Origin of the sequence: Streptomyces sp. NPDC017448, from assembly GCF_044330565.1 — a bacterium.
Classification (GTDB): Bacteria; Actinomycetota; Actinomycetes; order Streptomycetales; family Streptomycetaceae; genus Streptomyces.
The window spans coordinates 58,288-74,993 of the sequence record NZ_JBIRLM010000021.1; the positions used below are offsets into that span (position 1 = coordinate 58,288).

General features: G+C 72.1%; 14 protein-coding genes and 1 pseudogene. 7 read left to right on the top strand and 8 right to left on the bottom strand.

All coding sequences use genetic code 11. The annotated features are described in order from the left end of the window. The first annotated feature begins 28 nt into the window (after positions 1-28). On the top strand, positions 29-688 hold the full coding sequence (locus ACH4K1_RS27505) for a peptidoglycan recognition family protein (RefSeq protein ID WP_398092265.1): 660 nt from the start codon (positions 29-31) through the stop codon (positions 686-688). A 291-nt stretch (positions 689-979) separates the two neighbouring features. Here the strand turns inward: ACH4K1_RS27505 and ACH4K1_RS27510 are convergent, their stop codons facing one another. The 3 genes from ACH4K1_RS27510 to ACH4K1_RS27520 form a co-directional block, all read right to left on the bottom strand. Next, positions 980-1,612, bottom strand: coding sequence for a hypothetical protein (locus tag ACH4K1_RS27510; protein WP_398092266.1), 633 nt, complete (start codon positions 1,610-1,612; stop codon positions 980-982). 288 nt (positions 1,613-1,900) lie between these two features. Next, positions 1,901-2,407 carry a DUF6584 family protein gene (locus tag ACH4K1_RS27515; protein ID WP_398092267.1) on the bottom strand — a complete coding sequence of 169 codons (507 nt, stop codon included), beginning with the start codon at positions 2,405-2,407 and terminating at the stop codon, positions 1,901-1,903. Positions 2,408-2,452: 45 nt separating this feature from the next. Continuing rightward, a complete protein-coding gene (locus tag ACH4K1_RS27520) occupies positions 2,453-4,114 on the bottom strand; it encodes an MFS transporter (protein WP_398092268.1) in 1,662 nt (553 codons plus the stop codon). Positions 4,115-4,260: 146 nt separating this feature from the next. Between ACH4K1_RS27520 and ACH4K1_RS27525 the strand changes: the two genes are divergently transcribed. From ACH4K1_RS27525 to ACH4K1_RS27535, 3 genes are all read left to right on the top strand, one after another. Beyond that, positions 4,261-4,830, top strand: coding sequence for a MarR family winged helix-turn-helix transcriptional regulator (locus ACH4K1_RS27525; protein ID WP_398092269.1), 570 nt, complete (start codon positions 4,261-4,263; stop codon positions 4,828-4,830). A gap of 97 nt (positions 4,831-4,927) precedes the next feature. Next, entirely contained in the window at positions 4,928-7,153 is a 2,226-nt protein-coding gene (locus tag ACH4K1_RS27530) for an ATP-dependent RecD-like DNA helicase (protein WP_398092270.1), read from the top strand. Between the two features lie 214 nt (positions 7,154-7,367). Then, complete coding sequence (locus ACH4K1_RS27535; protein ID WP_030121245.1) at positions 7,368-8,666, top strand: citrate synthase; 1,299 nt, start codon at positions 7,368-7,370, stop codon at positions 8,664-8,666. Between the two features lie 539 nt (positions 8,667-9,205). On the opposite strand, the pseudogene ACH4K1_RS27540 reads toward ACH4K1_RS27535, so the two are convergent. From ACH4K1_RS27540 to ACH4K1_RS27550, 3 genes and pseudogenes are all read right to left on the bottom strand, one after another. Then, positions 9,206-9,505, bottom strand: a pseudogene (locus ACH4K1_RS27540) (heavy metal translocating P-type ATPase); the annotation flags it as partial. 170 nt (positions 9,506-9,675) lie between these two features. Continuing rightward, positions 9,676-9,993 (bottom strand): heavy-metal-associated domain-containing protein, encoded by a 318-nt coding sequence (locus ACH4K1_RS27545; RefSeq protein ID WP_398092271.1) that lies wholly within the window; start codon positions 9,991-9,993, stop codon positions 9,676-9,678. Between the two features lie 155 nt (positions 9,994-10,148). After that, on the bottom strand, positions 10,149-10,907 hold the full coding sequence (locus tag ACH4K1_RS27550) for a TetR family transcriptional regulator (protein ID WP_398092272.1): 759 nt from the start codon (positions 10,905-10,907) through the stop codon (positions 10,149-10,151). 158 nt (positions 10,908-11,065) lie between these two features. Between ACH4K1_RS27550 and ACH4K1_RS27555 the strand changes: the two genes are divergently transcribed. Further along, the gene (locus ACH4K1_RS27555; RefSeq protein WP_398092273.1) at positions 11,066-13,459 is read left to right on the top strand and encodes an MMPL family transporter; all 2,394 of its coding nucleotides are present in this window, start codon (positions 11,066-11,068) and stop codon (positions 13,457-13,459) included. Between the two features lie 332 nt (positions 13,460-13,791). Continuing rightward, positions 13,792-14,550: a class I SAM-dependent methyltransferase gene (locus ACH4K1_RS27560; protein WP_398092274.1), complete on the top strand. Its 759-nt coding sequence runs from the start codon at positions 13,792-13,794 to the stop codon at positions 14,548-14,550. A gap of 81 nt (positions 14,551-14,631) precedes the next feature. On the opposite strand, the gene ACH4K1_RS27565 is transcribed toward ACH4K1_RS27560, so the two are convergent. Next, positions 14,632-14,823 carry an AlpA family transcriptional regulator gene (locus ACH4K1_RS27565; RefSeq protein WP_228991277.1) on the bottom strand — a complete coding sequence of 64 codons (192 nt, stop codon included), beginning with the start codon at positions 14,821-14,823 and terminating at the stop codon, positions 14,632-14,634. 258 nt (positions 14,824-15,081) lie between these two features. On the opposite strand from ACH4K1_RS27565, the gene ACH4K1_RS27570 reads away from it, so the two are divergent. Beyond that, complete coding sequence (locus ACH4K1_RS27570) at positions 15,082-15,609, top strand: DinB family protein (RefSeq protein ID WP_398092275.1); 528 nt, start codon at positions 15,082-15,084, stop codon at positions 15,607-15,609. A gap of 52 nt (positions 15,610-15,661) precedes the next feature. Here the strand turns inward: ACH4K1_RS27570 and ACH4K1_RS27575 are convergent, their stop codons facing one another. Then, on the bottom strand, positions 15,662-16,588 hold the full coding sequence (locus ACH4K1_RS27575) for a sugar phosphate isomerase/epimerase family protein (protein ID WP_398092276.1): 927 nt from the start codon (positions 16,586-16,588) through the stop codon (positions 15,662-15,664). Positions 16,589-16,706: the final 118 nt, after the last annotated feature.

Below are 16,706 nucleotides of genomic sequence, written 5' to 3' on the forward strand. Positions count from 1 at the left end.
GTCCGCCGCCCCACGCCAGGAGTCAGCCGTGAACCTTCCCCCGCCGTCCCGCCGCCGCCTCCTCCTCGCCGGGGCCGGCGGTCTGGCCGCCGCCGCCCTCCCCGGCGCGGCCCACGCCCTCGGCCGCTCCCGGGACGTCGTCGAACCGGACATCGACGGCACGGCCCAGTGGAAGGCCCGTGCGCCGCAGGGGCCGATCGCGCTGGTGGGCAAGCGGCCGACGATGATCGTCGTGCACCACACGGTCAGCGCCAACACCTCGGACGTCTCCCGCGCCCAGGCCCACCGCCACGCCCACTGGGTGCAGGACCTGCACATGGACAAGAACGGGTGGAGCGACACCGGTTACCACTTCCTCGTCAGCCGGGGCGGCTGGATCACCGAGGGCCGCCACCAGAGCCTCGGCACGCTGCGGGGCGGCCGGGACTTCGTCATGGGCGCGCACACCTCCGGCCAGAACGGGGCGGGCCTCGGGATCGCCAACGAGGGCGCGTACCACGACGGCGCACAGCCGCCGAGGGCCCAGTGGGAGGTCCTGGTGGCGCTGTGCGCGTACGCCTGCCACCAGTACGGCATCGCGCCGAGCCGCATCTACGGTCACAAGGACTTCGGCGACACGCTCTGCCCGGGGGTGCTGCACGACAAGCTGCCGCAACTGCGCAGCGAGGTCGCCGCGAGCATGGGCTGAGCGGGCGCCCCGCGCCGGAGCGCGCGCGTCGCGGCGCGCCGCGGGACCGAGCCCCGAAGCCCTCCTGCCGGACCGGGCGGGACCGGACCGACTCGGACCGGGCGCGGAGGAACCCGACTCGGTCCGGGCGCGGAGGCACCCAAACCGGAGGAGGACCTTCCATGGGCCGGCCCTCGGTTCGCTGAGCCTCTTGCCGTCGCTCCACCCGGCACCGCGGTGCGGCCCGGGGCGGACGGAAGAGGGTGGCACGACGGACCGGGGGTTTCGGGTGGGCCGCCGGAGGGCCGGGGCTCAGAGGAGCCGCAGCAGCACCGGCCGGTACACCTCCAGCGCCTCCGTCGCGGCGTCCACGTCGGGCTCCGCCTCCAGCTCCTCGTCCTCCTCGTACGGGGTGAGGCGCAGGGCCGCCGCCATGGTGTCCCGGCTCCAGGAACCCTTCCGGACGGCCCCCAGGAGGGCGGCCAGGGCCGGGCGTTCGGCCTCGCCCCCCGCCACGTCGCCCAGGATCTGGTCGGCCTCGCCCAGGAGGTGGAGGTCGTCCACCAGATTGCCGACCACCTGGCCCGGCACGCCGAAGGCGGGCGACCAGGACCGGCCGTCCCAGCGGGCCGCCCCGCAGAACGTCCGGTCGTCGGCGGGGGAGAGGTGGCCCGGCAGCCCCGTCAGCCCCAGGGCGGACACGACCTGCTCGCGGCTCATCGGGGCGTCGCGCTCGTCGTGGTCGTCCACCACGAGTACGGGGCCCGCCCCGTCCAGCCCCAGCGCCAGGGTGCTGCCCCCGCCGTCGTCGTACGCCACCGCTTCCGGCCCGGGGGCGTACCCGGGCGCGAGGTCCACCGCGGCGTACAGCGCCGAGGTGAAGGCGACACCCGACACGATCCGGGCGGGCGAGGGGATCAGGGACCAGTCCTGGTAGGTGTTCATGCCTCCATCGTCACAGCAGCCACGGACACCCCCGCCCCGGCCCCGCTCGACGCCGAACGGCCGCCACCGCCTCGCGGGCTGCCTCCGCCGCCGACGCCGTACGCGGATCGGGAGCCCCGGGAGAAGCGCCGAGCCGGCTCCCCGGTTGATGCGCCCGAACGGTCGGTCCCCGCAGGCCCTGCGGCGCGCACGGCAGGGGACGTCAGCACGGGGGGCTTCGGCTCCCCGTCAAGGGGGAAGGGGCCCGGTCGGCGGCCGTACCCCCCGCGCCCCCTCCCCCCCCGGGTCTCAGCGGAACAGCGAGACCAGCCCGTAGAGCCAGATCCCGCCGAGGACTCCGGCGAGGAGCAGGCACCCGATGCCCGTCAGGGCGTCGGCCAGCGGGCCGATCTCCCGCGCGTCCCCCTTCACCTCCGCCAGCCCGTCCCAGGTGACCGCCCGCCCCAGGGTGTCCGAGGCGCCCTCCCGTACGGCGGCCAACTGCCCGGCGGCGAACGGCGTCGGCGCGTCCGCCTCCGTGCCCCGCCAGGCCATGGCCCGCATCCGGCGTACGGCGTTGGCGTACCGCTCCTCGAAGGCCGCCGTCTCCTCCGGGGAGCGGTCCTCCTCCAGGTACGTCCAGCGGCCGGCCTCCGCCGCGTCGCCGTACAGGCGGTAGACGGCGGCCAGCCGGCGACGGGGCTCCGGCTCGTGCGGGTAGGAGGAGACCAGCCCGCGCAGACGCTGCCTGGCCACCGGTATCCGCCCGGCGGCGAGGTCCGCGTCCACGCGGGCCAGGGTGTCGTTCAGAGGCATGCGGTCATCATGGGGGCGGGGGACCGGCGCGGACGACCGAGTTCTTCACGCGGGGTGCACGTCCGCGGGGGAACTCGACGGGTCCTCCGATGGACCGGGTTCCGCCGGAACGCTCCCCCTCCCTTTCCCCTCCGTCTTCGGCGACATGAACAGCGTCGCCACCAGCGCCAGGAGCAGCAGCCCCGCGCAGACGTACCCGGAGACCTGCACCCCGACCGCCATCGCCTCGCGGGCCGCCTCCGCCGCCGACGCCGTACGCGGGTCCTGGGCGAGGGCGCCGATCACCGAACCGGCGCTGTCCGTCACCACCCCGCCGATCCGTTCCGCTTCGTCCCTCGCGGCGCCGGCACGGGTGAGTCGGTCGACCGTCCCGGAGGCCAGGGTGGTGAAGAACAGCGTGGTCAGGAGGGCGATTCCGAGGGCCGACCCCAGCTCGCGGGCCGCGCTCTGGATGCCCGAAGCCTGGCCGCCGCTCCGTTCCGGTACGTCCACCAGGACGATGTTGGTGACCTGCGCCGTGGCGAAGCCGACGCCGACCCCGTACACGAACAGCGCGCCGGCGATGAGCCACCAGGCACTGTCCGTGGACGCGATCAGGGCCAGCAGCGCCAGGCCGGCGGCCTCCAGTGCCAGGCCGATCCTCACCTGGGCGAGGGCGGAGACGGTGGCGGCCATCGGGAAGCTCGCCCCGGAGGCGGCGAAACTGCCGACGGCCAGGGCGACCAGGGCGAGGCCCGCCTCGAACGCGCTGTAGCCCAGGGCGAACTGGAGCCAGAGCGGGAGCACCGCGATGATGCCGAACTCCCCGAGGCCGACCATCAGCGTGACGACGTTGCCGTTGCGGAACGACCGGACGGAGAACAACCCCACATCCATCAGCGGTTCGCGGCCCGCCCGGCCCAGCACGGTCTGCCTGCGCCAGAACGCGCCCAGCGCCGCCACGGACAGCAGCAGCGCCACGAACACCGGCGAGAGTCCGCCGGTCCACGAGAAGCCGCCGAGCTCCAGGGGCTCCGTCGTCATCAGCCAGCCGTAGGTGCGCCCTTCGATCAGGACGAAGGAGAGCAGCCCCAGCCCCGCCGCCGACAGCACCGCGCCGACGCCGTCGATACGGCCCCGCACCCGGGGCGACGCGTCCAGGTACCGGAGCACACCCGCCACGACGAGGACGACCAGCGGGAGGTTGATGCCGAAGGCCCAGCGCCAGGAGATGTCCGCGAGCCGGCCGCCCGCCAACGGGCCCACGGCCGCCGCCGCCCCGATGGTCGAGCCCCACACGGCGAACGCCTGGCCGCGCGCCCGTCCGGTGAAGGTGGCGTTCAGCAGGGCCAGCGAGGTGGGCAGCATCATGGCCCCGCCGAGGCCCTGGACGAACCGGGCGAGGATCAGCAGGCCCCCGCCGGGGGCCAGAGCGGCCAGCAGGCTCGTCGCGCCGAACACGGCGAGGCCGAGCAGGAAGATCCGGCGTGCTCCGTACAGATCGCTGAGGCGTCCGGCGACCAGCAGCAGCGCCGCGAACGTGATCGCGTACGACTCCTGGATCCACTGGGCCTCCGAGGAGCCGATGGAGAGGTCTTCGATGATCGGCGCGAGGATCACGTTGACGATCGTCAGATCGACGACGATCAGCGCCACACCCAGCGCCACGGCGACGAGGCCCAGCCATTGGCGGGCGGTGGGAGGGGATTCCGCGGGTCCGGTCAGCATGCTGCTTCGACTCCCAAAGTGGCTTTGCAGCAAAGGTAGATTGCTTTGCCGCAAAGGTAAATGGGTCGGGGTAGGTTGTCAAAGCAGGTGGAGGGCGACGCGGCCGGGGGCCCGCCGCGCGACGGGGAAGAGAGTGGGCGGCACGAATGACGAACGGGCACCGGTCCGACGGCGAGGGCGGCAACGGCGAAGAGGGCGGTGCGGGCTCCGCTCGCACGGCCGCCGACAGCGAGGCCGTACGGGTCGGCCACGTGATGGACGGCCTGCGCGCCTTCGGGGCCAACTACACCGAGTTCACCCGCCGTTTCGCCGCCTGGCTCGGTCTGCACTCCACCGACGCCGCCGCCCTCGTCGAGATCCTCTACGCGGAGGACCAGGGCGCGCCCCTCTCTCCGGCCAGGCTCAGCGAACGCGTCTCGCTCTCCTCCGGCGCGACCGCCATCCTCCTCAAGCGCCTCGAACAGGCCGGGCACATCGTCCGCACCCGCGAGAGCTCCGACCGCCGGGTGGTGACCCTGCGCAGCAGCCCCGGCATCCGGCCGAAGGCCATCGCGTTCTTCGGCCCCTACTCCGAGCGGATGGCCGAGGCGATGGCGGCGTACTCACCGCAGGAGATCCAGCGGTTCGAGGACTTCCTCGGCACCCTGCGCACCACCATGGAGACGCTGTTGGCGAACGAGTACGAGAACGGCGGCCCGGCCTTCCCCGTCGTCTGACGCCCGCCCCGGCCGCCGGGCCCTATGCCCCCGGAGGCGCCCGGTCGGCCCGTCCGCCCCGGACACCGCTGTCAGCGCCACCCGGTAGCGTCGGGTCATGTCCAACATGGCCGTCCTCGAAGGGGTCCTGGAGCGGATCACCTACGCCAACGAGGAGAACGGGTACACGGTCGCGCGCGTCGACACCGGACGCGGAGCCGGCGACCTCCTCACCGTGGTCGGCGCACTGCTCGGCGCACAGGTGGGCGAGTCGCTGCGGATGGAGGGCCGTTGGAGCTCGCACTCCCAGTACGGCAAGCAGTTCACCGTGGAGAACTACACCACCGTGCTGCCCGCCACCGTCCAGGGCATCCGGCGCTACCTCGGCTCCGGGCTCATCAAGGGCATCGGGCCGGTGATGGCCGACCGGATCACCACCCACTTCGGCGTCGAGACCCTCGACATCATCGAGAACGAACCGAAGCGGCTCGTCGAGGTCCCCGGCCTCGGCCCCAAGCGCACGAAGATGATCGCCGCCGCCTGGGAGGAGCAGAAGGCGATCAAGGAGGTCATGGTCTTCCTCCAGGGCGTCGGCGTCTCCACCTCCATCGCCGTCCGCATCTACAAGAAGTACGGGGACGCCTCGATCTCCGTCGTGCGGAACCAGCCCTACCGGCTGGCCGCCGACGTCTGGGGCATCGGCTTCCTCACCGCCGACCGCATCGCCCAGGCGGTCGGCATCCCGCACGACAGCCCCGAACGGGTCAGGGCCGGCCTCCAGTACGCCCTGTCCCAATCCTCCGACCAGGGCCACTGCTACCTCCCCGAGGAGCGGCTGATCGCGGACGGCGTCAAACTGCTCCAGGTCGACACCGGACTGGTCATCGAGTGCCTGGCCGAGCTGGCCGCCGACCCCGAGGGCGTCGTACGGGAGAAGGTGCCGTCCCCCGAGGGCGGCGAGCCGGTCACCGCGGTCTACCTGGTCCCCTTCCACCGGGCCGAACTGTCCCTCGCCGGGCAGGTCAGGCGGCTGCTGCACACCGGCGAGGACCGCATGCCGGCCTTCCGGGACGTGGACTGGACCAAGGCCCTGGCCTGGCTCGCCGCCCGCACGGGGGCCGACCTCGCACCCGAGCAGGAGGAGGCCGTACGGCTCGCGCTCAGCCGGAAGGTGGCCGTGCTGACCGGCGGGCCCGGCTGCGGCAAGTCGTTCACGGTCCGGTCCATCGTGGAGCTGGCGCGGGCGAAGAAGGCCAAGGTCGTGCTGGCCGCGCCCACCGGGCGGGCCGCCAAGCGGCTCGCCGAGCTGACCGGGGCCGAGGCGTCCACCGTGCACCGGCTGCTGGAGCTGAAGCCGGGCGGCGACGCGGCGTACGACCGGGAACGCCCGCTCGACGCCGATCTGGTCGTCGTCGACGAGGCGTCGATGCTCGACCTGCTCCTCGCCAACAAGCTGGTGAAGGCGGTGGCACCCGGTGCCCATCTGCTGCTCGTGGGCGATGTCGACCAACTGCCCTCGGTCGGCGCGGGGGAGGTGCTGAGGGATCTGCTCGCGGAGGGCGGGCCCGTCCCCGCCGTCCGGCTCACCCGGATCTTCCGCCAGGCCCAGCAGTCCGGCGTCGTGACGAACGCCCACCGGATCAACGACGGGAAACCGCCGGTCACCGATGGGCTGAGCGACTTCTTCCTCTTCGTGGAGGACGAGACGGAGGAGGCGGGCAAGCTCGCCGTCGATGTGGCGGCCCGCCGCATTCCGGCCAAGTTCGGCCTCGACGCCCGCCGCGACGTGCAGGTCCTCGCCCCCATGCACCGGGGCCCGGCCGGGGCGGGCCGCCTGAACGAACTGCTCCAGCAGGTCGTCACTCCGGGCCGTCCCGACCTCCCCGAGAAGCGGTTCGGCGGCCGGGTCTTCCGGGTCGGCGACAAGGTCACCCAGATCCGCAACAACTACGACAAGGGCGAGAACGGCGTCTTCAACGGCACCGTCGGCGTCGTCACCGCCCTCGACCTGGACGAACAGAAGCTCACCGTCCACACCGACGAGGACGAGGAGATCGGCTACGACTTCGACGAGCTGGACGAGCTGGCCCACGCGTACGCCATGACCATCCACCGTTCCCAGGGCAGCGAGTACCCGGCCGTCGTCGTCCCCGTCACCACCGGGGCCTGGATGATGCTCCAGCGGAACCTGCTCTACACGGCCGTGACGCGCGCCAAAAAGCTCGTCGTCCTCGTCGGGTCCCGTAAGGCGATCGGCCAGGCGGTCCGCACGGTTTCCGCAGGTAGGCGCTGTACGGCGCTGGATTTCCGGCTTCGGGGCGGCTCAGGAGAAGACTTCGCGTGACCCCTGGGCAAAAATGATCGATCAAAACGGTGGGAAACATCACGGAGGTCTTCCGGAACCGCAGGCGAGGGGGCAGGATGAGTAAGTTGGCGGCACTCAGTGCCGCCAGTAGGTCCAATGGACGACCCCGAGTGCACTCTCCTGAGCCGAATGGGGGAGGGTGGAGACAGTCAGGGCACCTCGAAGAAGAGGCACTACGTCGGTGAGGGATGACGTGAGCGAGCAGACGAACAACGCTGTAGTACTGCGGTACGGCGATGACGAGTACACCTACCCGGTGATCGACAGCACCGTCGGCGACAAGGGCTTCGACATCGGGAAGCTCCGGGCCAATACCGGCCTGGTGACGCTGGACAGCGGATACGGCAACACCGCCGCCTATAAATCCGCCATCACGTACCTCGACGGTGAGCAGGGCATCCTGCGCTACCGCGGCTACCCGATCGAGCAGCTCGCCGAGCGCTCGTCGTTCCTCGAAGTCGCGTACACGCTGATCAACGGCGACCTGCCGAAGGTCGACGAGCTGGCCGCCTTCAAGAACGAGATCACCCAGCACACGCTGCTGCACGAGGACGTCAAGCGGTTCTTCGACGGCTTCCCGCGCGACGCCCACCCGATGGCCATGCTGTCCTCGGTCGTCAGCGCGCTGTCCACGTTCTACCAGGACAGCCACAACCCGTTCGACGAGCAGCAGCGCCACCTGTCGACGATCCGCCTCCTGGCGAAGCTCCCGACGATCGCCGCGTACGCCTACAAGAAGTCGATCGGCCACCCCTTCGTCTACCCGCGCAACGACCTCGGGTACGTCGAGAACTTCCTGCGCATGACCTTCTCGGTCCCCGCCCAGGAGTACGAGCTGGACCCGGTCGTCGTCTCGGCGCTGGACAAGCTGCTCATCCTGCACGCGGACCACGAGCAGAACTGCTCGACCTCCACCGTGCGCCTGGTCGGCTCCTCGCAGGCGAACATGTTCGCCTCGATCTCCGCCGGCATCTCCGCCCTGTGGGGCCCGCTGCACGGCGGTGCCAACCAGTCGGTGCTGGAGATGCTGGAAGGCATCCAGGCCAACGGCGGCGACGTCGACTCCTTCATCCGCAAGGTGAAGAACAAGGAGGACGGCGTCCGCCTGATGGGCTTCGGCCACCGGGTGTACAAGTCCTTCGACCCGCGCGCCAAGATCATCAAGGCTGCCGCGCACGACGTGCTGTCCGCGCTCGGCAAGTCCGACGAGCTGCTCGACATCGCGCTCAAGCTGGAGGAGCACGCGCTCTCCGACGACTACTTCGTCTCGCGCAACCTCTACCCCAACGTGGACTTCTACACCGGTCTGATCTACCGGGCCATGGGCTTCCCGACCGAGATGTTCACCGTGCTCTTCGCGCTCGGCCGCCTTCCCGGCTGGATCGCCCAGTGGCACGAGATGATCAAGGAGCCGGGTTCCCGCATCGGCCGTCCGCGCCAGATCTACACCGGCGAGGTCCTGCGCGACTTCGTCCCCGTCGAGGGTCGCTGACCCGGACCCCGTACCGCGGGAGCCGGCGCCGTCGGTTCCCGCGCCGCCCGTAGTGCCCGGCCTCTCCGGCCGCCTGTCTTCGCCCCGCGTACCGCGCTTCGCACAGAGAGCGGTATCCGGGGCGATTCGGCGTTTCGGGGGCTGTGGCGGCCGGCCCGCCCGGGGGTCCCGCCCGCGGGCGGGGCGGCCGGAAGAAGCGAGAAGCGCCCCGCCGTCGATCCCCCCACGGGTCGACGGACGGGGCGCTTCCCATATCCCGGAGCGGATTCCCCCCACGGGATCCGGCCGGGCGTCTGCCGGGGGCCGAGGCCCCCGTTGTTCTGTTGTGCCGCGATCTGCCGGGGAACGTACGCACGGGAGGGCCGCTCAAAGCTCCCCGGTGCACGTACCCCGGCCAACGCATGCATGCCATCGGGAGCGTCCCCCAAGACACTCCGTCGGACGTCCCCCAAGACATCCTTGGCAGTCGCACTCTAAGACTCGCGAACCCACTGGATGGTTACCCTGAAAACAGTGTGATCTAAGTCTCGTTGTGGAAGTTACGTGAAGGCGCGCAACCAGAGGCTGTTCGCGACGGCGAACACGGACGAAAACGCCATGGCGGCTCCCGCGATCATAGGGTTGAGCAGGCCACTTGCAGCCAGGGGCAAGGCCGCGACGTTGCGCCCGAAGGCCCGGAAGGGGCCGCCCCTGATGGCGGCAAGGGTACGCCGGGACAGTCGGATTGCGTCAGCCGTCACCTTGAGATCTCCACGAACCGAGGTGAGGTCGCTCGCCTCGATCGCCGCATCCGTCCCGGTGCTCATCACCGGCCCCGGATCTGCCGTGGCGAGGGCGGCGGGGAGGTGGAGCTCCCACTGGGCCAGGAGTTGGTCACGTCCGACTCTGCTGTGCCGGCCGTGTCCGGAACTCCTGGAACAACGCGGATCGGGCCTTGCCCACCAGTATCGGCTGGTGGGCAAGGCCCGACGGCGGACGGAGCGGCGGGGCGGTACGGCTGCGGACCGTCTCAGGCGGCCGGGCCGATCAGCTCGTACCCGGCCTCGTCCACGGCGGCACGCACGGCGTCCTCGTCCAGCGGGGCCTTGGAGGTGACGGTGACGAGGCCGGTGGAGGCGGCGGCGGTGACCGAGGTGACGCCGGCGATCTCGGAGATCTCCTCCGACACGGCGCCCTCGCAGTGGCCGCAGGTCATGCCCTTGACCTGGTACACGGTGGTGACGGCATCGGCCCGGCCGCTCTGCGCGTCGGCCGCGCCGTCGTGGCAGGAGCCGGTGGGCGAGCAGCAGGAACCGGTGGACTGGGGGGTCTCGGCCTCGGCGGTCATGGCGTTTCTCCTCTTCGCGAACATGTTTCGGCGGCACGGCGGGACGCGGGGGCCGCACAGGGTCCTGGGGCGTCCCGTCTTCTCGATACTATACCCCTAGGGGGTATGAATGCGGCATGGTGGGGCCGTGGGCGTGTGCGATGGCGCGGGAAGCGCTACGGCGCGTGCGGGGCGGGGCCGGGTGAATCGTCCCCGACCAGGGGGGCCAGATAGCGGAACAGCGCGGCCTTCAGCTCCCGGATGTAGGCGGCGCGCTCCTCGCCCTCGTGGGCCATGATCAGATCCAGCCCGGCCTTGAAGATCATGAAGATCATGTCGGCGGTGCGGTGGACCTGGGCGGCGGGCGCGTCCGGAAGGTGGGCCGCGAGCACCGACTCCACCCGCGTCAGCATCGTGGCGTGCAGCGTGTCGTGCTCCTCGGTGATCCGCCCCGGGATCTCCGAGCCGTGCATCAGGACCGAGAACGCCGGGTTCTCGCAGTTGAAGGCGATCAGCGGATCGAGGACGGCGTCCAGCATGCGGTCGAGGGGCTGCTCGACCCGGCTCTGCTCGAAGGCCGCGCCGTAGGTCTCCCGCCAGCGGTCGAGGAGCCGGTCGCCGAGTTCGACGGCGATGGCCTCCTTGTTGGGGAAGAACTGGTAGAGCGTGCCCGGCGACACCCCGGCCTCGCGGGCGATGGCGTTGGTGCTGGAGGCGGTGTAGCCGTTGGCGCAGAAGACGCTGGCGGCGGCTCGGAGCAGTTGGGCGATGCGGGCCTCGCCCCGGGCCTGGCGGCGTCGCGGGCGGGCGGAGCCCGCGGTTCCGCCCCCGGCCTCGGCGGGGGCTCCCCCGGCGGCCTCCCCAGCGGCCTCCGCGGTGGGCGCGCCGCCCGCTCCGTCCTTCGCGGTGCTCTTGTCGGCTCTGGCCTCCGGCACGGTCAATCCCCAGCTCTCATGACGCGATTGACAAACGCGAGTGACCACTCGCATTCTGGAGGAACGCGAGCGACTACTCGTGTTTGCCACGATAAACGGCAACGACCGACCCATGCTGCCCTGAGCCGCCCGGGTCTCGGTGAAGGGGACACCGCACCATGCCCGAAGTCAACCGCTCCGCGCCGTCGCCGGTCGGCGGCTGGACCCGGTTCGTCACCGCCCGGCCGCGCCTCGCGCTGCTGGCCGCCCTGGTGATCACCGTGCTCGCCGTGTTCGCCGGAAGCGGGGTGGCGGACCGCATGGGCAGCGGCGGCTGGCAAGCCCCCGACGCCGAGTCGACCTACGCGAGCGACGTGCTGGCGCGGGAGTTCCCCGCCTCCCGGCCCAACCTGCTGCTGCTGGTGGACAGCGGCTCCGCTTCCGTCGACGACCCCGAAGTGGCCGCCGAGGCGGCCCGCCTCACGAAGCGGCTGGACGCCGAACCGGGGGTCGCGGGCGTCGGGTCCTACTGGGCGACCGGATCGCCCGCCCTGCGCTCCGAGGACGGGCACGAGGCGATCATCGCCGCCCGGATCGAAGGCGACGAGAAGACCGCCGGAGAGACCCTCGATCGGGTGGCCCCGGCGTTGGCGGGGGAGCGGGGGCCGGTGACGGTCTCGCTCGGCGGGCCCGTCGCCGTGCAGCACGAGATGCAGACGATCATCCAGGAGGACCTGCTGCGGGCCGAGCTGATCGCCCTGCCGGTGACGCTCGTCCTGCTGGTCATGGTCTTCGGCAGCGCCGTCGCCGCGATGCTGCCGCTCGGCGTCGGCATCGTCGCCATCCTCGGTACCAACGCCGTCCTGCGGGGGCTGACGGAGCTGACGGACGTCTCGGTCTTCGCGATGAACCTCACCACGGCCCTCGGCCTCGGACTCGCCATCGACTACGCCCTGTTCATCGTCCGCCGCTTCCGCGAGGAGCTGGCCGGCGGGGCGGACCCCCGGACTGCCGTGGGCACGACCCTGCGGACCGCCGGGCGCACGGTGCTGTTCTCGGCGCTGACCGTGGCGGTGTCCCTGTCGGCCATGCTCGTCTTCCCGCAGTACTTCCTGCGCTCCTTCGCCTACGCCGGGATCGCGGTGGTCCTCCTCGCCGCCGCTGCCGCGTTGATCCTGCTGCCCGCCGCCCTCGTGCTGCTCGGCCACCGGATCAACTCCCTGGACCTGCGCCGGCTGTTCCGCCGCCGTCAGAAGGGCGCGCCGGTTGGGACGGGCCGCCCGGAGGCGGTCGCGGCGGCTGCGGCGTCCGGGGGCTCCGGGGCGGCCCCCGCATCCGGCGGAAAGCCCTCGCCGGGCCGGGGCTGGGCGTGGCTGGCCGCGCTGGTGATGCGCCGCGCGCCCGTCTTCGCCGTCGTCACCACCGCGGGGCTGCTGCTCCTCGGGTTGCCCTTCCTGGGCGTCACGTTCGGTACGGCGGACGACCGCCAGCTGCCGGCCGACGCGCAGTCCCGGGTCGTCCAGGAGCACATCCGCGACGGCTTCCCCGGCAGCCCCGGCGGCGGCCTGGAGGTGCTGGCCGAGGGGAGGGGAACCCCCGCCGAGTACGCGGAGCTGAAGAACCGAATCGAGGGGCTCCCCGGCGTCCTGCGGGTGGAAGGCCCGGTCGCCGAGGGCGCCACCGCCTACTACAACGTGCAGCCCGAGGGCGAAGCCGTCGGCGAGACGGCCCAGCAGCTCGTACGGGATTTGAGGGCCCTGCCCTCCGCCTCTCCCCTCGACACCTCGGTGACGGGCGCGGCGGCGGTCCTCGTCGACTCCAAGGACGCCATAGCCGACCGACTGCCCTGGGCGCTGGCGATCGTCGTCCTCGTGACCCTGCTCCTGGTCTTCCTGCTCACCGGCAGCCTGCTCATCCCGCTCCAGGCGGTCGCGCTCAACGCCCTCAGCCTGACCGCGATGTTCGGAGCGGTGGTCTGGGTCTTCCAGGACGGCAATCTCTCCGGGCTGCTCGCCTTCACCAGTACGGGCGACATCGAGACGACGCTGCCGGTCCTGATGTTCTGCGTCGCCTTCGGGCTCTCCATGGACTACGGCGTCTTCCTCATATCCCGGATGAAGGAGGAGTACGACCGCACCGGCGACCACGAGCACTCCGTCACCTTCGGGCTCCGCCACACGGGTGGGCTGATCACCGCGGCCGCCGTGATCCTCGCGGTCGTGATGGTGGCCATCGGCACCTCGCGGGTCACCAACACCAAGATGCTGGGGCTCGGTATCGCCCTCGCCGTCCTGATGGACGCCATGGTGGTGCGCGGGCTGCTGGTCCCCGCGGTGATGAAGCTGATGGGCCCCTCCACCTGGTGGGCCCCCGCGCCCCTGCGGGCCTTCCACCGCACGTTCGGCCTCAGCGAAGGGGAGTCGGCGCCGCCTGCGGTGAACTCCCCGGGCACTGCGGGGTCCTCGGCGCCGGAGGAGGGCCCGGCCGGGCGGGAAGCCTCCGGGGGCGGGCGGCGCACGGCGGAGTCCGGCTCCGGTGCGGACCCGGAGTTCGCCGCCCCGGCGGGACGCTGACCAACCGTCGCGCCGGGCCGGGCGTCGCGGGGGGTACAGGCCCCGGGGGCTCGGCCGGGGGGGACTCCGAGAACCCGGACCGGGGGCCGCGCGGGTGGGCGGAGAGGCGGGGAAACCCGTTCGGAAACAGTGCCGGGGGAGGTTGGAGAAGGCCCCGTGGAGGGCCCCGGGAAGGTCGTGCGCCCCGGAACGGACGGCGTGGAGGGGCCCCGCCGCCCCTCGGCCCGGGAGGCGGCAGAGGGGCGGCGACGGCTTCGCCGCAAGGGGTCTGACCTGGGCTTTCCTGGTCCGCCTCCGTAGAATTGCCCCATCGGAAAAGGGGGGGGGGCCGGATGGACCGGAACGTACGCACGACCGACGATGTACTGGCGCTGATGGACGGGCTGTTCGCGCCGGAGGCGGACCGTTGGACGGAAGGCGGGGCGGCCTGGTGGGACGGCTTCTACGCGGACCGGTCCAAGGCTGTTCCGTTCTTCGTGGAGAAGCCGGACGAGAGCCTCGACGCGTATGTCCGGCGGGGGCCGATCGCCCCGGGGCGCGCACTCGACCTCGGCTGCGGGCCCGGCCGCAACGCACTGCACCTGGCCGCGCTCGGCTTCGACGTCGACGCGGTCGACCTCTCCCCGGCGGCGATCGGCTGGGCCCGTGAACGGGCCGGCAAGGCGCCTGCCGGGGCCGGTGAGGTCCGGTTCCACCGGGGCGACGCGTTCGCGCTGACCGCGCCCGGGGCCGCCCTCGACGGGCCCTACGACCTGATCAACGACTCCGGCTGCTTCCACCACCTGCCGCCCCACCGGCGCGTCAGCTACCTCGCCCTGGTGGAGCGCTGCCTCGCCCCCGGCGGCCACTTCGTCCTCACCTGCTTCGCCGCCGGGGAGGGCGGCATGGGGTCGGAACTGCCGGACGCCGAGCTGTACCGGAGGGGCGGCCTGCAGGGCGGACTCGCCTACACCGACGAGGCGTTGCGCGGCATCTTCTCGGACCTGACCGAGATCGACCTCCGCCGGATGAACGACGAGGACCCCGCCTCCCCGCTCTTCGGCGAGCCCTTCCTCTGGGCGGGCCTCTTCCGCAGGGCCTCCCAGAGGTGAGGGGCTCGTTCGTTTCACCCGCGGGCCGCGGGACCGTGCGGACCGCCCGGGGGTGACGGGCCGGTTTGCACAACCGGGGCCTCAGCGGCCCCGGTTGCGGGGGCGGGAGGCGACCCAGGCGCGAATGGTGTCTCCGTACCAGTACGGTCTGCCGTTCCGCACCTCGTCGGGCGGAGGCAGGAGCCCGTGCTTGCGGTAGGAGCGGACGGTGTCCGGCTGGACCTGGATGTGCGCGGCAATGTCCTTGTAGGACCACAGCGTTCTGTCCGTCATCAGTGACACCTCTCTGCGCCTGTCGTGCTGATGGCTGATGATCACTCAGGCCGAGTACGGGCCGGCGCCCCCGCGCGGCGGGTGGGGCGGGGCTGTCGACCAGCCGTGACGGAAAGCCCGCGTAACGGAGATATCTGTGTCCAAACGGTTACTCCTGTGACAGAAAGGGTGAGAGGGGACCGGTGTTGCGCGGGGCGGTCCTGGGCGGAGCGAGGTGAGGCGCGGGCGGTGTCGGACCCGGGTGCCACGGTGGAGGGCATGAGCACTGCCGAACGCCCCATGCCCCCGCTGGACGCCGACGAGCGCACCACCCTGGCGGGCTGGCTCGACTTCTACCGCGCCACCCTCGCGCAGAAGTGCGCGGAGCTGTCCGAGGAGGGGTTGCGCGAGGCGTCCGCCGCGCCCTCGCCGATCACCCTCCTCGGCTTGCTCCAGCACCTGGCGGAGGTCGAGCGGAACTGGTTCCGCCGGGTGCTCGCGCAGGAGGACGTCCCGTCGTTCTTCCCGCCCCCGCCGGGGAGCGGGGACGCGGGCCAGGGGCGCGAAGGGGGCTGGGAGGCCGCCGAGGACGCCACCTACGAGCAGGCGGTCGCGCGGTGGGAGGCGGAGGTGGCCGCCGCCCGGGAGAACTGCGCGGCGCGGGCGCTCGACGACACCAGCCCGTTCATGGGCGGCGCGCAGGTCACGCTGCGCTGGATCTACCTCCACATGATCGGTGAGTACGCCCGGCACTGCGGCCACGCCGACCTGATCCGCGAACGGGTCGACGGCCGCACGGGGGTCTGACGGCCGCCCGGCGCGGGGGAGTCCGATCCGTTCCCGCGTCCGCGGCCCGGGGTCAGAGGGGCGAGCCGGGGCGTCCGCAGGAGCGGAGGAACGCCCGGGTCCGGCGGGCGATGGGAAGCGGCCGGTCCGGGGGGCACGGGTACATGTCCTGCTCCACGATCGCGAACAGGTCGACGTCCAGGGCGCGGGCCGCGTCCAGGACCGGCTCCAGGGCGGGGATCCCGCCGGGCGGCTCGCACATCACTCCCCGCGCCACCGCCGGGCCGAAGGGCACCCCGTCCGCCACCACCTCCGCCAGGACCTCCGGGTCGACCTGCTTGAGGTGGAGGTAGCCGATGCGCTCCCCGTACGTCTCGATGAGCCGGACGCCGTCGCCGCCGCAGTAGGCGTAGTGCCCGGTGTCCAGGCAGAGCGAGACGAGGTCCGGGTCGGTGGCGTCGAGGAAGCGGTGGACGTTCTCCTCGGTGTCGATGTGGGTGTCGGCGTGCGGGTGGACGACGATGCGCAGCCCGAACCGTTCCCGCACCTCCCGTGCCAGCCGTTCCGTCTGCGTGGTCAGATCACGCCACTGCGCGGCGGTGAGGGTGCGGTCCTCCAGCACCTCGCCCGTCTTGTCGTCGCGCCAGAAGGACGGGATGACGACCAGGTGCTCGGCGCCCATGGCCCGGGTCAGCCCGGCGATGTCCGCGACATGCGCCCACGTCCGGTCCCAGACGGCCGGGCCGCGGTGCAGTCCGGTGAAGACGGTTCCGGCGGAGACCCTGAGCCCCCGGCTGCGGGTCTCGTCCGTCAACCGGGCCGGGTCGGTGGGCAGATAGCCGTACGGGCCCAGCTCGATCCAGGCGTACCCGGCCTCCGCGACCTCGTCGAGGAAGCGGTGCCAGGGCACCTGCCGCGGGTCGTCGGGGAACCACACTCCCCAGGAGTCGGGGGCCGAGCCGATACGGATACGGGCCGAGGGCTGGGCGGAGGGGGTCATAACGCCCAGCCTCACGGCCCGCGCGGAAGGGTGTCAAGGGCACGTCCGTATGTCCGGACAACATATTGACAGGGTTCCCGGAGGGGGTTAGACCTGGGACCAGCCGGCCGTCGACGGG